Genomic DNA, 16,100 nt, shown 5'->3' with positions numbered 1-16,100 from the left:
ATATTCCCCGCCGGCTGTCCGCTCAAGCCTTCGGCCGCGCCGATGCCGGATCGTAGGGCGCGCGCAGGTGCACGCGCGCCGGCAGCAGCGTGCCGGCCAGGTCGACATGGTAGGTGCCGGCTTCCAGCCATGCGGTATCGGCCGGTCCATCCTCGCGCGCCAGCAAGGCCATGCCCAAGGGGCAGCCCAGCGTATGGCCGAAGGCGGCCGAACTGAGCGAGCCCACCGCGCGCACGCTGCCGTCGGGGCCGGTGCGCAGCACGGCTTCGCCGCCCCACAGCATGGCGTCGCTGGCGCCGTCGACCGTCACGACCACCATGCGCCGCGTGGGCGCGCCCGCCTGCCGCAGCCGCAGCAGCGCGTCACGCCCGCGGAAGTTCATGCCGCTGGCAAGCTTGCAGGCGAATGACAGTCCCGCCTCGAACGGATTGACCGAAGGCGACAGCTCGCGGCCCCAGGCGCGGTAGCCCTTTTCCAGCCGCAGCGATTCGATCGCGTAGTAGCCGGCATTGACCAGCCCGAGCGTGCGGCCCGCCTCGTGCAGGGTCTCGTACACGCCCACCGCGAATTCCACCGGCACGTACAGCTCCCAGCCCAGCTCGCCCACGTAAGTGAGCCGCGTGGCGCGCACGGTGGCATAGCCCAGGTCGATCTTGCGCGAACTGCCGAAGGGAAAGCCCTCATTGGAGAAATCCGCGCGCGATACCCGCTGCAGCAGCTCGCGCGAGCGCGGTCCCATCACCGCCAGCACCGCGTACTGGCCGGTGACGTCGACGATCACGCAGCGCTGGTCGGCCGGGATCAGCCGCTCGATATAGCTGAAGTCGCGCGTGGTCTGCGCCGACCCCGTCACCACCAGGTACTGGTCTTGCGCCAGCCGCGTCACGGTCAGGTCGGACTCATAGGTGCCGCGCTCGTTGAGCATCGCGGTATAGACAGTCTGGCCGGGCGGCACCGCCACGTCGTTGCTCATCACGTACTGCAGCACCGCCTCGGCGTCGGCGCCCTTGACCAGGTACTTGGAGAACGAGCTCATGTCGAACAGCGCCACGCCCTCGCGGCAGGCACGGTGTTCGGTGCCGCTCCACGGCAGCCAGTTCTGCTGGCCGAAGGCATATTCGATTTGCGGCGACGTGCCCGGCGGCGCGAAAAAGTTGGGCCGCTCCCAGCCCATCTTGCTGCCGAAGTTGGCACCGGCATCGCGCAGGTGTGCATACAGCGCGGAGCGGCGGAACGGCCGTGCGGTCTCCAGTTCGCGGTTCGGCCAGGGCATCGCGTAATGCAGCCCGAGCGTTTCCTTGACGCGGTCGTGCAGCCAGCCCTGGTTGCCGTTGAAGCCGGCGAAGCGGCGGATATCGACCGGCCACAGGTCCATGGTCGGCTCGCCCGCGACGATCCATTCCGCCAGCGCCATGCCGGCGCCGCCGGCGGACGCGATGCCCATCGAGTTGAAGCCCGCGCCGACGTAGAAATTGCGCAGCTCCGGCGCCTCGCCCAGGATGAAATTGTTGTCCGGCGTGAACGATTCCGGGCCGTTGTAGAACTGCTTGACCTGCGCCGTTTCTAGCGCCGGCACGCGCACCAGCGCGTTTTCCATCAGCACCTGGAACTGGTCCCAGTCATCGGGCAGCAGCTGGAACTCGAACGGCTCGGGGATGCCCTGCATGCCCCACGGCTTGGCGTCCGGCTCGAATCCGCCCATCACCAGCCCGCCCACTTCCTCCTTGAAGTAGATAAACCCGTCGGGGTCGCGCATCACTGGCAGGTCGGGATGCACGCCGGCAATACGCTCGGTGACGATGTAGTAGTGCTCGGCCGAATGCAGCGGGACGGTCACGCCGCACATCAGCCCCACCTGGCGTGCCCACTGCCCGGCGCAATTGACCACGATCTCGGCTTCGATGCGGCCTTCGTCGCCGGCCTTGTTGCGCCAGCTGACGCCGGAGGCGCGGCCGTCGCGGGTATGGACCGCGGTGATCTTCGTGTCTTGCGCGATACGGGCGCCGCGGCTGCGCGCGCCGCGTGCCAGCGCCTGCGTCAGGTCGGTCGGGTTGGCCTTGCCGTCGCCGGGCAGCCAAACCGCGCCCAGCAAGTCGTCGGTACGCATCACGGGCCACAGTTCGCCGGCCTGCGCGGGCGAGATCACCTCGCATTCCACCCCGTAGGCGCGCGCCACCGCCGCGGTGCGGCGCAGTTGCGTCATCCGTTCGGCGGTGCGCGCGACCGACAGCGAGCCGCATTGCTTCCAGCCGGTGCCAAGGCCGGTTTCCGCTTCCAGTTCGCTGTAGAGCTGCGTGGAATAGCGAATCAGCTTCGTCATGCTTTCCTGCGAGCGCAACTGGCCGACCAGGCCGGCCGCGTGCCACGTGGTGCCGCACGACAGCTGGCCTTGCTCGAGCAGCACCACGTCGGTCCAGCCGAGCCGGGTCAGGTGGTAGGCCACGCTGCAGCCGATGATGCCGCCGCCGATGATGACGACGCGGGTTTGGGAAGGGATGGACATGGTGTTCAGCGCGCGGGGCGAAGGCGGTGGAGGATGATTGCCATGGTATGCCACAAAACGCCAATAAACAACGCAAAACGCAACAAACCTCAGCGCGCCAGTTGCAGTGTGACGATGCCCGCCAGCACCAGCGCGGTAGCCACCACGCGGCGGCGATCGAAGGCTTCGCGCAGCAGGAAGTGGCCCAGCAGCGCGGCAAAGATCACGCTCGACTCGCGCAGCGCCGCCAGCTTGGCCACCGGCGCCAGCGTCATGGCCCACAGCATCAGCGCGTACGAGCCCACGCGGTTGATGCCGCCGATGCCGGCGCGCTTCCATTCCGTGCGCAGCAACGCCGTCAGCGCCGTGCCGCGGCGGACGAAGGCATAGCCGGGCATGAACACATGCGACATCGCCTGCAGCCAGACGATGTAGGTCAGCACCTCGCCATGGCGCTTGACCGCGGTGCCGTCGATCACGGTGCCGCCCGCCAGGCAGGCCCCGGCCAGCAGCGCGAAGCCGAGCAGGTCGGGCGCCTGCCGCCGCCAGTGCACCAGGCTGACCAGTCCGAAGCAGATCAGCGCGATGCCGGCATAGCCGCCAAGCCCCAGCTTTTCGCTGCCGGTCAGCAACAGCAGGATCGCCACCATCATCGGCGCCGAGCCGCGCATCAGCGGATACGCCTGGCTGAAGTCGCCGCGGTTATAGGCGGCCACCAGCGACAGCTTGTAGACCACCTCCAGCGCCACCGTGGCCAGCAGGAATGGCCATACCTGCGGTGCCGGCATCGGCACCACGAACAGGAACGGCAGCGCCACCAGCAGGCAGAAGGTGTCGATCAGCGCCATCGAAGACAGCCGGTCGCCGCCGATCTTGACGATGGCGTTCCACGACGCATGCATCAGCGCCGACAGCATCACGGCGGCAAAGGCAAGGCCGTGGAAATCGGGGGGGAGGGACATGAAGGGGAGTTGTTCTTGTGATCTGCTGGTGCATTCGTACGCCCGCTTGTTTGCTCTCCTCTCCCGCGCGCGGGAGAGGGGAACTTGCTGCTGGCGTCGGAGATAAAAAACGACTTACGCCGCCTCCGCCAGCCGCCCCTGCATCTCGATCCCCATCTCCCTCAGCACTTCGCCGATCGCCGTCACCACGTTGCGCATCTCGTTGTCGTCGATCGCGCCGATGCAGCCGACGCGGAAGGTTTCCACCTGGGTCAGCTTGCCCGGGTACAGGATGTAGCCGCGCTCGCGCACCTTGGCGTAGAAGGTCTTGAAGTCATAGCGCGCATCCGCCGGCGCATGGAAGGTGACGATGATCGGCGCCTGCACCGCCGTGGGCAGGAAGGTGCGGAAGCCCAGCGCCGCCATGCCCTTGACCAGCGTGTCGCAGTTGCGGCGATAGCGCGCGCCGCGCACCGGCTGGCCGCCTTCTTCCAGGAACTGGTCCAGCGCCGCGCGGAAGGCCGCCACCACGTGCGTGGGCGGGGTGAAGCGCCACTGCGTGGTCTTCTGCATGTACACATACTGGTCGTGCAGGTCGAGCGCCAGCGAATGGCTGTTGCCCTGGCTGGCTTCCAGCACGTCCTTCTTCACCAGCACGAAGCCCATGCCGGGCACGCCCTCGATGCATTTGCCGGTGGCCGCAACCAGCGCGTCGAAGGGCATGGTGCGGGCATCGATCTCGATCGCGCCGAACGAGCTCATGGCGTCGACGATCAGGCCCTTGCCCAGCCGCTGGCACAGCAGGGCGATGTCCTGCAGCGGGTTGAGCACGCCCGCGCCGGTCTCGCAATGCACCTGCGCCACATGCGTGATCGACGGGTCGCGCCGCAGCGCGTCTTCGATCAGCGCGGCGCTGGCGGGCTGGTCTTCAGGGATCGGCAGTTCCACGCTGGCGCGCCCGAGCACCTTGCAGATCTTCAGGATGCGCTGGCAGTAGGCGCCGTTCTGCGGCACCAGCACCTTGCCGTCGCGCGGCACCACGTTGGCGATGGCGGCTTCGACCGAGAAGGTGCCGCTGCCCTGCATCGGCACGCAGACATGGGTGCCTTCGCCGTGGACGATGCGCACCAGGTCGTCGCACAGGCTGCGGGTGATGGTGTTGAAGGCGGCGTCCCACGAGCCCCAGTCGCGCAGCATGGCCTGCTTGGTGGCGAGCGAGGTGGTCAGGGGGCCGGGGGTCAGAAGGATCGGGTCATTGCCGCGGATCATGTTGAGCTCCTGATTGGGAAGGCTGGAAAGGGAAGGTCAGTCGTTGCCCTGGCCCTGGCGCCAGGCCTGGGTCTTGCAATCGAGCACGCGTTGCAGCAGGTAATAGAGCAGGCAGGCGAAGGCCGAGGTCAGCACCACCAGCGTGGCCATGGCCGCCGCCGGGCCGATGTCGCCGGACTCGTCCAGGTTGACGATCTCGACCGAGGCCAGCTTGGTGTCGGCGCCGTACAGGAACACCACCGCCGAAACCGTGGTCATCGCATTGATGAACAGGTAGCGCGAGATCTCCAGGATGGCGGGCAGGCAGGCCGGCACCGTGACCTTGAAGAAGGTCTTGTAGAACGGCACCTTGAGCGACGCCGACACGGCCTCGAACTCGCTGTCGAGCTGCTTGAGCGCGGTCACCGCCGTCAGGTGGCACGACGCGTAGTAGTGGACGATGGTCACCAGCACCAGGATGCCCAGCGTCTGGTACAGCCCGTGCAGGGGATTGGCCTGCGGCACGAAGAAGAAGATGTAGCCCAGGCCCAGCACCAGTCCCGGCACGCCCATCGGCAGCACCGCCATCAGCCGCACGAAGCCGCGCAGCCAGTCCATGCCGCGGGTCTTCTCCAGCAGGTAGGCGGTGGCAAAGATGAACACCGGCCCGATCACCGCGGCCAGGCCCGCCATGCGCAGGCTGTTCAGGTACGAGTCGACCACGCCGCCCTCGACCAGCCCGACGCGGTAGTGGTTCAGCGACAGCGAGAAGTTGTACGGCCACAGTTTGACGAAGGACGCATACACCGCCATGCCCATCACCGCCAGCATCAGCGCCGCCATCAGCCAGCAGAACACCGCCATGGCCAGATCGAAGCGGGGGCTGCGGCGCGGCACGTAGGGCACCGAGCGCGCCGACATCAGCGCCATCTGGCGGCGCTGCACGCGGGCGTCGACGCAGTACGTCACGGCCACCGGCACCAGCAGCATCAGCGACACCACCGCGCCCTGCGAGAAGTCCTGCATGCCGATCACCAGCTTGTAGATGTCGGTCGCCAGCATATGGAAGTTGCCGCCGATCACCTTCGGGATGCCGAAATCCGAGATCGCATAGGTGAACACCACCATGGCGGCGCTGACCAGCCCGTAGCGCGCGCCGGGCACGGTGATGGTGAAGAACTTGCGCACGGTCGAGGTGCCCAGCGCATCGGCGGCCTCATACAGCCGCGCGTCCGTCAGCGACAGCGCGGTGATCAGGATCATCAGCGCGTGCGGAAAGGTGGCGAACACCAGCGACGCGACGATGCCCAGCGGCCCGTAGATCTGCGTGCTGCCCATCCACGGCTTGAGCAGTCCCTGGTTGCCGAACCAGAAGATGAAGGAGATGGCCGCCAGCAGCGAGGGCGCCAGCAGGGGGATCAGCGCCAGGTTGCGCAGCAGGCCCTTGCAGGCGATGCGGCTGCGCGTGAGCGCATAGGCAAAGCCGAATGCCAGCGGCACCGTGATGCAGGTGGCCAGCGCCGAGACCCACAGGCTGTTCCACACCGAGCGCAGCAGCGCGGGCGACTCGAAGTAGGCGCGGAAGTGCGCGATGCCGGCGAGGGTACCGTCGCGGTTCTGCACGCTCTTGGCCAGGATCATCACGATCGGCGCCAGCACGAAGCAGGCCAGCGCCAGCGCGGCCAGCGCCAGCAGCACGTGCGCAAGGCGGTCGGTCCAGTGTGCGCGCACCGACGTTGCGACCAGCCCCGGCGGCGCCGGCTGCGCGTCCGGATGGGCAGGTGCCGCCGGCGCGCTGGCGGGGGCGGGGGAGAGCGTATCGGTAGCCGGCATGGTGGCAGACGTGGTGGCCGGCGCCGCAGTGAGGGTCATGCGCATGCGTGGCGGAAGATGCGGATACGGTCAGCGGGAATGGCCAGGCGCAGCCGGTCGCCGGTGTGCGGGCGCAGCTCGTGCAGGTCATTGAGCGAGAGGTCGGCATAGAGCGCGCCACCGGACGCACCGGGGGCACCCGCCGGCGCGGGGGCGGCGTCCGGCAGCCGCAGCGTCAGTCGCGAGAAGGCGCCGAGGAACTCGATCTTGTCGACGGTGGCCTCCAGCACATTGGGGCCATGCTGTTCGACGCCGCGCACGCAGACGTCTTCGGGGCGAAAGAACACCTGCACGTCCTCGTCCGGGCAGCAGCCCGCGGGCGCGGCACAGCGCATGCGCACGCCGCCCAGGTGCAGCTCGCCGTCGCCGCAGACCCGCGCGCCCAGCATGTTGGTCTTGCCGACGAAGTCCGCCGCGAACGGCGTGGCCGGGCGCTGGTAGACCTGCGCCGGGGTGCCGACCTGCTCGATCGCGCCCTGGTTCATCACCACGATGCGGTCCGCCATCGACAGCGCTTCTTCCTGGTCATGCGTGACCAGGATGGTGGTGATGTTCAGCCGCTGCTGCAGCGCGCGGATCTCGCTGCGCAGCCGCACCCGCACGCGCGCGTCGAGCGCCGACAGCGGCTCGTCGAGCAACAGCAGTCCGGGCGACGTGGCCAGCGCGCGCGCAATCGCCACGCGCTGCTGCTGGCCGCCGGACAGCTGCGCCGGGTACTGGTTGCCGCGATCGGGCAGGCCCACCAGCGTCAGCAGTTCGGCGACGCGGGCGCGGCGCTGGTCGCGCGGCATGCGCCGGTTGACCAGGCCGTAGGCGACGTTGTCGGCCACGGTCAGGTTGGGGAACAGCGCGTAGGACTGGAACACGATGCCGTAGTCGCGTTCCATCGGCGGCAGCGCGGAGATATCGCGTCCGCCCTGGTGGATGGTGCCGGCGTTCTGCGACTCCAGCCCCGCAATGATGCGCAGCAGCGTGGTCTTGCCGCAGCCCGACGGGCCCAGGAAGCACAGCAGCTCGCCCTGGCGCACGTCGAGGTCGATGTTGTGCAGGGCGACGAAGGCGCCGCTGCTGCCGCCGAAGCGCTTGTGGATGCCTTTCAGGCTGAGGTAGGTCTCGGCCGTGGATGTGGAGGTCTGCATGGCGTGGGGCCTGTTGTGTTCTGTTGGGGGCCCGGCTGCCGCCAGCCCATGACGCGGGCTGGCGGCAGCCGGTACAGGACGGCGCTCAGGCGCTCAGGGCTGCTTCTCCGACTTGCTGGCGTAGCGCTTCTGCCATTCGGCCAGCACGCGCTCGCGGTTCTTCGCGATATAGCCGAAATCGTTCTTGACCAGCATCTGCTCGTAGTTGGCCGGGATGGTCTCGACCTTCCTTGCCACGCCGGGGTAGGCGACGATGGCCCAGTCCCTGGCGAAGAGCTGGTTGGCCTCCTTGCTGGCCAGCCAGTCCAGGTAACGCTGTGCGGCCTCCATCTTCTTCGTGCCCTTGACGATGCCGGCGGCCTCGATGTCGTAGCCCAGGCCCTCCTTGGGGAAGATCATCTCGATCGGCGCGCCCGAGGCCAGGGTCTTGTGCGCACGCAGTTCGAACGAGATCCCGATCGGGAATTCGCCGGAGCCGGCCTGCTTGCAGGGCTTGGACCCGGAATGCGTGTATTGCGCGATGTTCTCGTGCAGCGCGTCCATGTATTTCCAGCCTTCCTGCTCGCCGTAGAGCTGCAGCCAGGCGGTCACGTCCAGGAAGCCCGTGCCGGACGACGCCGGGTTAGGCATGACGATGGCGCCCTTGTAGACCGGCTTGGCCAGGTCTTTCCAGGTTTCGGGGCGCGGCAGGTTGCGTTTCTTGGCCTCGACGGTGTTGAAGCAGATCGTGGCGCCCCAGACATCCAGGCCCACCCAGGATGGCGGCGTGGCCTTGTCGCTGTAGTCGCGCGTCAGCTTTTCAAAGCCCTTGGGGGTGTAGGGCACCAGCATCCCTTCCTGCTTGAGCAGTTCCAGGCTCGACGCCGCCAGCCCGGCGATCACGTCGGCCTGCGGGTTGGCTTTCTCGGCCAGCGCCTTGGCGGTGATGACGCCGGTCGAATCGCGCACGTATTTCAGTTCGATATCGGGCGCCACTTTGGCAAAGCCCTCGGCATAGGGCTTGAGGGTCTCGATCTCCCACGCCGTATAGACGGTGAGCGTGGTCTTCTGGGCCAGCGCGGTGCCGGAGGCGGCTAGCGCAAGCAGGGTGGCGGCGGTGCGCAGGGTGGTGGTGAAGGACGGTTGCATGGGGACTCCTTCCGGCATTGTAGGTGGAGAAATGTGTCAATGTGGTGAATCTGTTGCAATGCCGCGGGGCGCCTTGCACAACATTGAATCACCGTAAAACCCTTGTGCTACAACACTTGCAAGACATGTGCCTGAATTCTGGCGCTTGCTCCGTCACCCATCTGACCGCGCCGATGCCTTGATTGTTGACAATATACAAACCGCTTGCTTTAATGGCAATAAGGATTTTCGATACTGCTGAATCCGTCACAAACGGGGGTTTTCATGTCACGCCAAGCGCCGCTGGCGAGCGAAATCACCATCCTGCAGAGCCAGTCGCTGACCACGCTGGTGCAGCGCGAACTGGAGCTGCGGATCATGTCCGGCGAACTTGCGCCCGGCGCCAAGCTCAATGAGATCGAAGTCGCGGGCCAGCTCAATGTGTCGCGCGGTCCGGTGCGCGAGGCCTTCCGTGCCCTGGAGCAGGCCGGCCTGCTGCGCACCGAGAAGAACCGCGGCGTGTATGTGCGCGCCATCTCGGTGGAGGAAGCCGATGAGATCTATGAACTGCGCGCCGTGCTGGATGAATTCATCGGCCGGCAACTGGCGGCGCGCATCACGCCCGAGGGCCTGCGCGAACTGCGCGCCATGGTGGAGGCGCTCGATGCGGCGAGCCAGGCGCGCGATGTCGATGAATACACGCGGCTGAACCTGTCGTTCCACGACCGCATGGTCGAGCTGGCCGGCAACCGCAAGCTGCTCGAGACCTACCGGCGCCTGGTCAAGGAACTGACGCTGTTCCGGCGCGAGGCGCTGTCGCGCAGCCACGCCGCCATGCCCGATTCCACCCGCGAGCACCGCGCCATCGTCTCGGCGATTGCCGCGCGCGACGGCGAACTGGCCGCGCGCCTGATGCGCGAGCACGTCGAGCGCGGCCGCGCGCGCATGCATGCCGCGGTGGCCTCGCCCGGCGCCGTCGGCGGCACCGGCACCGATGCCGCAGCCTGAACCCGACCGCATCCACCGCATCCACCGCATCCACCGCAGCTTCCGCCATACGACTGCCTACCGCACAGGAAACGACCATGCCTGACAACAACGCCCGCACCATCACCGTCAACCAGCGCACCTATCGCTGGATGCAGCAGCCCGTCGTGGTGGTCTGCGTTGACGGCTGCGAGTTCGATTACCTGGAGGCCGCCGCGGCCAGCGGCCGCGCGCCTTACCTGAAGCGGCTGCTGGACGCCGGTTCGGCCTTCCGCGGCGCCTGCGTGGTGCCGACCTTCACCAATCCCAACAACCTTTCCATCGTCTGCGGCGCACCGCCCGCGGTGCATGGCATCTGCGGCAACTACTTTTTTGACCGCAGCGCCAACGGCGGGCGCGGCGAGGAAGTGATGATGAACGACCCCAAGTACCTGCGCGCGGGCACCATCCTGGCCGCCTTTGCCGAGGACGGCGCCAGCGTCGCCGTGGTCACCGCCAAGGACAAGCTGCGCCGGCTGCTGGGCCACGGCATGCGCGGCATCTGTTTCTCGTCGGAGAAGGCCGACCAGGCCACCGTGGCCGAGAACGGCATCGACGGCGTGCTGGAGCTGGTAGGCATGCCGGTGCCGGACGTCTATAGCGCGGAGCTGTCCGAGTTTGTCTTCGCCGCGGGCGTGCGGCTGATGGAAACGCGCCGTCCGGACCTGATGTACCTGTCCACCACCGACTATATCCAGCACAAGTTCGCGCCCGGCTCGGACGGCGCCAATGCCTTCTACGCAATGATGGACAAGTACCTGGCGCGGCTGGACGAGCTGGGCTGCGTGGTGGCGCTGACCGCCGACCACGGCATGAACGCCAAGCATGACGAGGCCACCAAGGCGCCCAACGTGATCTACCTGCAGGACCAGCTCGACGCCTGGCTGGGCCGCGGCGTGGAGGCGGGCGGCGCGCGCGTGATCCTGCCGATCACCGATCCCTATGTGGTCCACCATGGCGCGCTGGGCTCCTACGCCACCATCTACCTGCCCGACGATGCCGACGCCGCCGCCATCCAGGCGCGCCTGTCGGACCTGGAGGGCGTGGAAAGCGTGCTGACCAACGCCGACGCCTGCGCGCGTTTCGAGCTGCCGTCCGACCGCGTCGGCGACCTGGTGGTCACCAGCGACAAGCACGTGGTGCTGGGCACCAGCCAAAGCCGCCATGACCTGTCCGGCCTCGATGCGCCGCTGCGCTCGCACGGCGGCGTGTCGGAACAGACCGTGCCGCTGGTGTTCAACCGCGCCACCGGCGGCATTCCCGGCAAGGCCGTGCTGCGCAATTTCGACATCTTCGATGTCGCGCTGAACCACCTGCACTGAACGCCTGGATCGCAGCGGCGGTGCAAGCCGCCGCCTGAACACGCATTTTCCGGAGGATACTCATGAACGCCCCCCAATTTCCCGCTGGCGCCGTCAGCCCCCATTTCCGCGCCGAGGCGCTGCGCATCGACGGCCAGAAGATCGTTCGCGAGCGCGTGATCGAAGTGCGCAATCCGTTCGACGGATCGCTGGTGGGCACCGTGCCCAAGGCCACGCTGGAAGACGTGCGCCGCGCGTTCGAGGTGGGCCAGGCCTACCGCGCCACGCTGACGCGCTACGAGCGCGCCGCCATCCTGAACCGCGCCGCGGCCTTGCTGCGCGAGCGCACCGAGGAGGCGTCGGACCTGATCACGCTGGAATCCGGCCTGTCCAAGAAGGACTCGCTCTATGAGATCGGCCGCGTCGCCGACGTGCTCGGCTTTGCCGCCACCGAGGCGCTGCGCGACGACGGCCAGCTGTTCTCGTGCGACCTGACGCCGCACGGCAAGAAGCGCCGCGTGATGACCCAGCGCGAGCCGCTGATGGGCGTGATCAGCGCCATCACGCCGTTCAACCACCCGATGAACCAGGTCGCGCACAAGGTCGCGCCGTCGATTGCCACCAACAACCGCATGGTGCTCAAGCCGTCGGAGAAGGTGCCGCTGTCGGCGTTCTACCTGGCCGACCTGCTGTATGAAGCCGGCCTGCCGCCGCAGATGTTCCAGGTGGTCACCGGCGATCCGCGCGAGATCGCCGATGAACTGATCACGCACCCGGCGGTGGACCTTGTCACCTTTACCGGCGGTGTCGCGATCGGCAAGTACATTGCCAGCAAGGCCGGCTACAAGCGCGTGGTGCTCGAGCTGGGCGGCAACGATCCGCTGATCGTGCTGGACGATGCCGACCTCGACCGCGCCTCCGACCTGGCGGTGCAGGGCTCGTACAAGAACTCCGGCCAGCGCTGCACCGCGGTCAAGCGCATGCTGGTGCATCAGGCGGTGGCGGCGCGCTTTACCGAACTGGTGGTGGAGAAGACCCGCGCCTGGAAGCATGGCGACCCGATGGACCGCAGCGTCGACATGGGCACCGTCATCGACGAGCAGGCCGCGCAACTGTTCGAGGCCCGCGTCAACGAGGCGGTGGCGCAGGGCGCGCGGCTGCTGGTCGGCAACCAGCGCCGCGGCGCCAGCTATTCGCCGACGGTGCTGGACCGCGTCGATCCGTCGATGACCGTCGTGCGCGAGGAAACCTTCGGTCCGGTCTCGCCCATCATCACCTTCCGCGACGTCGACGACGCCATCCGCATTTCCAACGGCACGGCGTTCGGGCTGTCGTCAGGGGTCTGCACCAACAATATCGAGGCCTTCACCAGGATCGCCAATTCGCTGCATGTGGGCACCGTGAACCTGTGGGAAGTGCCTGGCTACCGCATCGAGCTGACGCCGTTCGGGGGGATCAAGGATTCGGGGCTGGGCTACAAGGAGGGGGTGCAGGAGGCGGCGAAGAGTTTTACGAACTTGAAGACGATTACGTTGCCGTGGGGGTGAGGCCCTGAAGGCATGACCCGGACGCTGTTTTGCTCCACTCTCCCGCTTGCGGGAGAGGGGCCGGGGGAGAGGGCCGGCGCTGGCAATCACGACAGCCCTCACTTCGTGGAGGCTTCGGCCCTCTCCCCAACCCTCTCCCGCAAGCGGGAGAGGGAGCCTGCCAGCGGTCGTTTTCAGGGCAGGGCGCCTTCGCACGCCAAGGATAGGCTGCGCTAAAATCAGCCCCCAAGTCCCCGACCCACCCGGAGTCCCCGTGCTCGCCGAACAACGGCAGAAATACATCCTCGACCAGCTGTCCGCGACCGGCGCGCTGGCCATCAGCGAGCTGGTGAGCGAGCTCGACGTGTCGCGCGAAACCATCCGGCGCGATCTCAACGCGCTGGCCACGCGCGGGCTGCTGGTACTGACCCACGGCGGCGCGCTGGCGCCGGACCGGACCGAGCCCGATACCCAGACCCGCGCCCAGGTCAATGCCGAGGGCAAGCGCGCCATCGGCGTGCGCGCGGCGGAGCTGGTGCGCGACGGCGCCTCGCTGATCCTGGACTACGGCACCACCACGCATGCGGTGGCGCAGGCGCTGCACGGGCACCACAACCTGCTGGTCTACACCAACGACCTGGCCATCGCCCAGCTGCTGGGCCGGCGCAACGGCAACCGCGTAATCGTGCTGGGCGGCGAACTGCAGGACAACGAAGACGCCACGCATGGCTGGGACACCATCGAGCAGCTGTCGCGCTACCACACCGACTTTGCCTTTATCGGCATCGGCGGCATCACGCCGCGCGGCGAGATCTGCGACTTCTCGCGCGCCGCGGCGGAGCTGCGCAGCCGCATGCTGCTGGCCGCCGACGTGGCCTGCGTGGTCGCCGACCACACCAAGTTCGGCCGCAACACCGGCGTCACCATCAAGCATGCGGAACTGGCGGCCTGGGTGATTACCGACATGGCGCCGGAGCCTGAGCTGGGGGCGGCGCTGAAGGAGCGCGGGACGAAGCTGCTGATTGCCTGAGCTGCCGGTGCCTTGGCGCTCTGGATATAATCCTCGCCTCACCGTTTTTGCGAAGGCGGGTGGAGCTTCTCATGCGTCAAGCGATTCCGGCATTTTCTCCCGCCTGCACGCCATTCGATAGACGGATGGCGTTACGCCGCAGATCTTCTTGAACTGCTTGGAGAACTGGGCGTTATCGCTGAAGCCGCAGGCTAGCGCCACACCTTCAATCGAAAGCTCGTCACGGCGCAAGGCGGCGCAGGCAGATTCGATGCGCTTATGCAGGACGTAGCGATAGGGCGGCAGGCCAGTGGCGTCCTTGAACACGCGAGTGAAATAGTAAGGGCTGAGGCCCGCTTGCCGGGCCAATGTCTCCAGCGTTATGCGATGCGTGAGGTGCGCGTCTATGTACTCATCCAGCTGTTTCATGCGCGCGATAGCCAACGCCGGCATGCGGCCGCCAACGCGAGGCCCTTTGCCGTAGCACGTCACGATATGCGCCGCTACGAGGCGTGCATACGTCTCACCGATTAGCGCGCCGTGTGGATTGCCGTTGCGCAGTTCCCGGTCGAGCGCCTCAAAGGCGTTGAGCACGAAGTTGTCTGGCGCCTGGGCAAAGGTTGGCACACCGTCAAAACCTGTGACGCCGAGCTCGTCGGCGACTTCGTGCAGCGTGCAGTCATGCAGCGTCATGAGGCACAGGCTGCCGAGCGGACGCACATAGCGCACGCTGTGGCTGCATCCGTTTGGCACGTAAGCGGTGGAACCGCGACGCTGCACTTCAGTACGCAGTCTGCCGTCGATGCGGCGCTCCGCGATCGAGAGCGGATTGAGCTTGACCATCAGATAGTGCCCGTCAATGGCGTGCTCGCCGGTCTGGAACAGTGCATCGTCGCGCCGCTCGAAATACAACGCTTTCCAGTCGTACGGCGTGCTGCTGCGCACAGGCGCGACGGAAAACAACGAGGCATGGTGGTCCGGATTGCGGAAATCGAGCTTGCGCACCGTCATCGAGGCAGTCCTTTAGGTATGTGCTCGATTCTACCAACGCGCCAACGGTGTCCAATGCCCGCGAAGTGGGTAGATCCTCCGGAAATTTCGCGCTTTCAGGTATGAATTTTCAGTTTTTGACCTTGCGCATTCCGTCGGCCGGAATGGCCGGAGGCAGAGCGCCGTTGCAGCTGGCGCGCAGCGCCTGGGCCAGTCTGGAGGCGCCGATGTCAGCGGACTCGGCGTCGACGGTCGAGTACGACAGGCGGAGGGTATTACGTTCGGGAGTATCGGCAAAGAATGCGGCGCCCGGCACGAAGACTACGCCGGCTTGAATAGCGGCCTGCAGCACCCGCGCGGTGTCTACCTGCGGTGCGAATCGGGCCCACAGGAACATCCCGCCTTCCGGGACATTGAAATGGATAGCCTCGCCCAGGTGGCGGTGCAGTCCGCTAATCAGCGCGTCGCGTCGCTCACGGTACGCGTTCCGTAGCAGCTCGAACCGGGGCTGCAACCGTCCGTTAGCCAGATATGCCGCAACGAGCTGCTGGGAGAGACTGCATGTGTGGAGATCGATCGCCTGCTTAACCAGCGCAGCGCGGTCGAACACCGATGGGGGTAAGACCATCCAGCCGGCGCGCAGGCCAGGAGACAGGATCTTGGAAAACGACGACAGGTAAAGCACGCGACACTGCGCAGCACTTTCCGCTGCGAGCGCCACGATGCTGGCGACGGGGTCGCCGCAGAGTCGCAGTTCGCCATAGGGATCATCCTCGATGATGTAGGTTCCGTTGGAACCGGCAAAGTGGGTGAGTTGCTGCCGCCGTTCCAGGGAGAGTGTGCGCCCGCTGGGATTACCGAAGTTCGGGACGACGTAAATGGCCTTGACCGGATGACGCGAGGCATAGGACTCGATCCAGTCCACATCGATGCCCGCTTCATCGGAGGGCACGGAGACGATGTTGGCCTCGGCAAGGCCGAATGCCTGCAGCGCCGCCAGATACGACGGCCGTTCCACCAGCACCGTGTCGCCAGGGTTGAGCAGAGTACGCGCCGCGAGATCCAGGCCTTGTTGCGAGCCAGATGTGACCAGGATGCCAGCCGGACTCGCGGCGATACCGCGATGCCGCAGCAGGTGCATGATCTGTTCGCGCAGTGCTGGTTCGCCTTCGGTCAGTCCGTACTGAAACGCGGACGTAGCGTCGCTGTCCACGACTGCCGCAAGCGATTCGCGCAGGCCTGCCGCATCGAACAGGTCCGACGCAGGTATTCCACCTGCAAGTGAGATGACGCCGGGCATCTTGCTGTACTTCAGCAGGTCTCGCACAGCGGAACTCTGCACGCGGCCTACGCGACTGGCGAAGCCCTCCGCATTGGGGAATTTGGCGGAAGGGTGTAAATGAGCGTTCGGGAGGATTCCGGCGGCAACATTGGTAATCTGTTTGGTGTCCATGTCGAG

General features: G+C 66.7%; 12 protein-coding genes. 4 read left to right on the top strand and 8 right to left on the bottom strand.

The annotated features are described in order from the left end of the window. Nucleotides 1-22: 22 nt before the first annotated feature. The 6 genes from RALTA_RS23615 to RALTA_RS23590 all read right to left on the bottom strand — a co-directional run bounded on the left by RALTA_RS23615 (nucleotide 23) and on the right by RALTA_RS23590 (nucleotide 8,810). Nucleotides 23-2,503, bottom strand: a complete 2,481-nt coding sequence (locus RALTA_RS23615) for a GcvT family protein (protein ID WP_012356466.1) — start codon at nucleotides 2,501-2,503, stop codon at nucleotides 23-25. Between the two features lie 89 nt (nucleotides 2,504-2,592). Continuing rightward, the gene (locus RALTA_RS23610; RefSeq protein ID WP_012356465.1) at nucleotides 2,593-3,444 is read right to left on the bottom strand and encodes an EamA family transporter; all 852 of its coding nucleotides are present in this window, start codon (nucleotides 3,442-3,444) and stop codon (nucleotides 2,593-2,595) included. Nucleotides 3,445-3,558: 114 nt separating this feature from the next. Further along, a complete protein-coding gene (locus RALTA_RS23605) occupies nucleotides 3,559-4,692 on the bottom strand; it encodes a 2-aminoethylphosphonate--pyruvate transaminase (protein ID WP_012356464.1) in 1,134 nt (377 codons plus the stop codon). Between the two features lie 36 nt (nucleotides 4,693-4,728). Further along, entirely contained in the window at nucleotides 4,729-6,549 is a 1,821-nt protein-coding gene (locus RALTA_RS23600; protein WP_041232599.1) for a putative 2-aminoethylphosphonate ABC transporter permease subunit, read from the bottom strand. Beyond that, the gene (locus RALTA_RS23595; protein ID WP_012356462.1) at nucleotides 6,540-7,682 is read right to left on the bottom strand and encodes a putative 2-aminoethylphosphonate ABC transporter ATP-binding protein; all 1,143 of its coding nucleotides are present in this window, start codon (nucleotides 7,680-7,682) and stop codon (nucleotides 6,540-6,542) included. The genes RALTA_RS23600 and RALTA_RS23595 overlap by 10 nt, the downstream gene beginning before the upstream one ends. 93 nt (nucleotides 7,683-7,775) lie before the next feature. Next, complete coding sequence (locus RALTA_RS23590) at nucleotides 7,776-8,810, bottom strand: putative 2-aminoethylphosphonate ABC transporter substrate-binding protein (RefSeq protein WP_041232598.1); 1,035 nt, start codon at nucleotides 8,808-8,810, stop codon at nucleotides 7,776-7,778. Between the two features lie 264 nt (nucleotides 8,811-9,074). Here RALTA_RS23590 and RALTA_RS23585 point away from each other — a divergent pair, with 264 nt between their 5' ends. The 4 genes from RALTA_RS23585 (at nucleotide 9,075) to RALTA_RS23570 (ending at nucleotide 13,672) form a co-directional block, all read left to right on the top strand. Then, nucleotides 9,075-9,797, top strand: coding sequence for a phosphonate utilization associated transcriptional regulator (locus tag RALTA_RS23585; RefSeq protein WP_012356460.1), 723 nt, complete (start codon nucleotides 9,075-9,077; stop codon nucleotides 9,795-9,797). 77 nt (nucleotides 9,798-9,874) lie between these two features. Next, nucleotides 9,875-11,137, top strand: a complete 1,263-nt coding sequence (gene phnA / locus RALTA_RS23580) for a phosphonoacetate hydrolase (RefSeq protein WP_012356459.1) — start codon at nucleotides 9,875-9,877, stop codon at nucleotides 11,135-11,137. Between the two features lie 62 nt (nucleotides 11,138-11,199). Beyond that, nucleotides 11,200-12,663, top strand: coding sequence for a phosphonoacetaldehyde dehydrogenase (gene phnY, locus RALTA_RS23575; RefSeq protein WP_012356458.1), 1,464 nt, complete (start codon nucleotides 11,200-11,202; stop codon nucleotides 12,661-12,663). 253 nt (nucleotides 12,664-12,916) lie between these two features. Then, nucleotides 12,917-13,672 (top strand): DeoR/GlpR family DNA-binding transcription regulator, encoded by a 756-nt coding sequence (locus RALTA_RS23570; protein WP_012356457.1) that lies wholly within the window; start codon nucleotides 12,917-12,919, stop codon nucleotides 13,670-13,672. Nucleotides 13,673-13,741: 69 nt separating this feature from the next. Here RALTA_RS23570 and RALTA_RS23565 read toward each other — a convergent pair whose 3' ends face one another. Beyond that, nucleotides 13,742-14,662: a helix-turn-helix domain-containing protein gene (locus RALTA_RS23565; RefSeq protein ID WP_012356456.1), complete on the bottom strand. Its 921-nt coding sequence runs from the start codon at nucleotides 14,660-14,662 to the stop codon at nucleotides 13,742-13,744. Nucleotides 14,663-14,771: 109 nt separating this feature from the next. Continuing rightward, nucleotides 14,772-16,094 carry an aminotransferase-like domain-containing protein gene (locus RALTA_RS23560; protein ID WP_012356455.1) on the bottom strand — a complete coding sequence of 441 codons (1,323 nt, stop codon included), beginning with the start codon at nucleotides 16,092-16,094 and terminating at the stop codon, nucleotides 14,772-14,774. Nucleotides 16,095-16,100: the final 6 nt, after the last annotated feature.

The sequence above is a fragment of the Cupriavidus taiwanensis LMG 19424 genome (assembly GCF_000069785.1).
Taxonomy (GTDB): Bacteria; Pseudomonadota; Gammaproteobacteria; order Burkholderiales; family Burkholderiaceae; genus Cupriavidus; species Cupriavidus taiwanensis.
The sequence above is the reverse complement of the archived record's forward strand: the minus strand, read 5'-3'. Positions and strand labels throughout refer to the sequence as shown.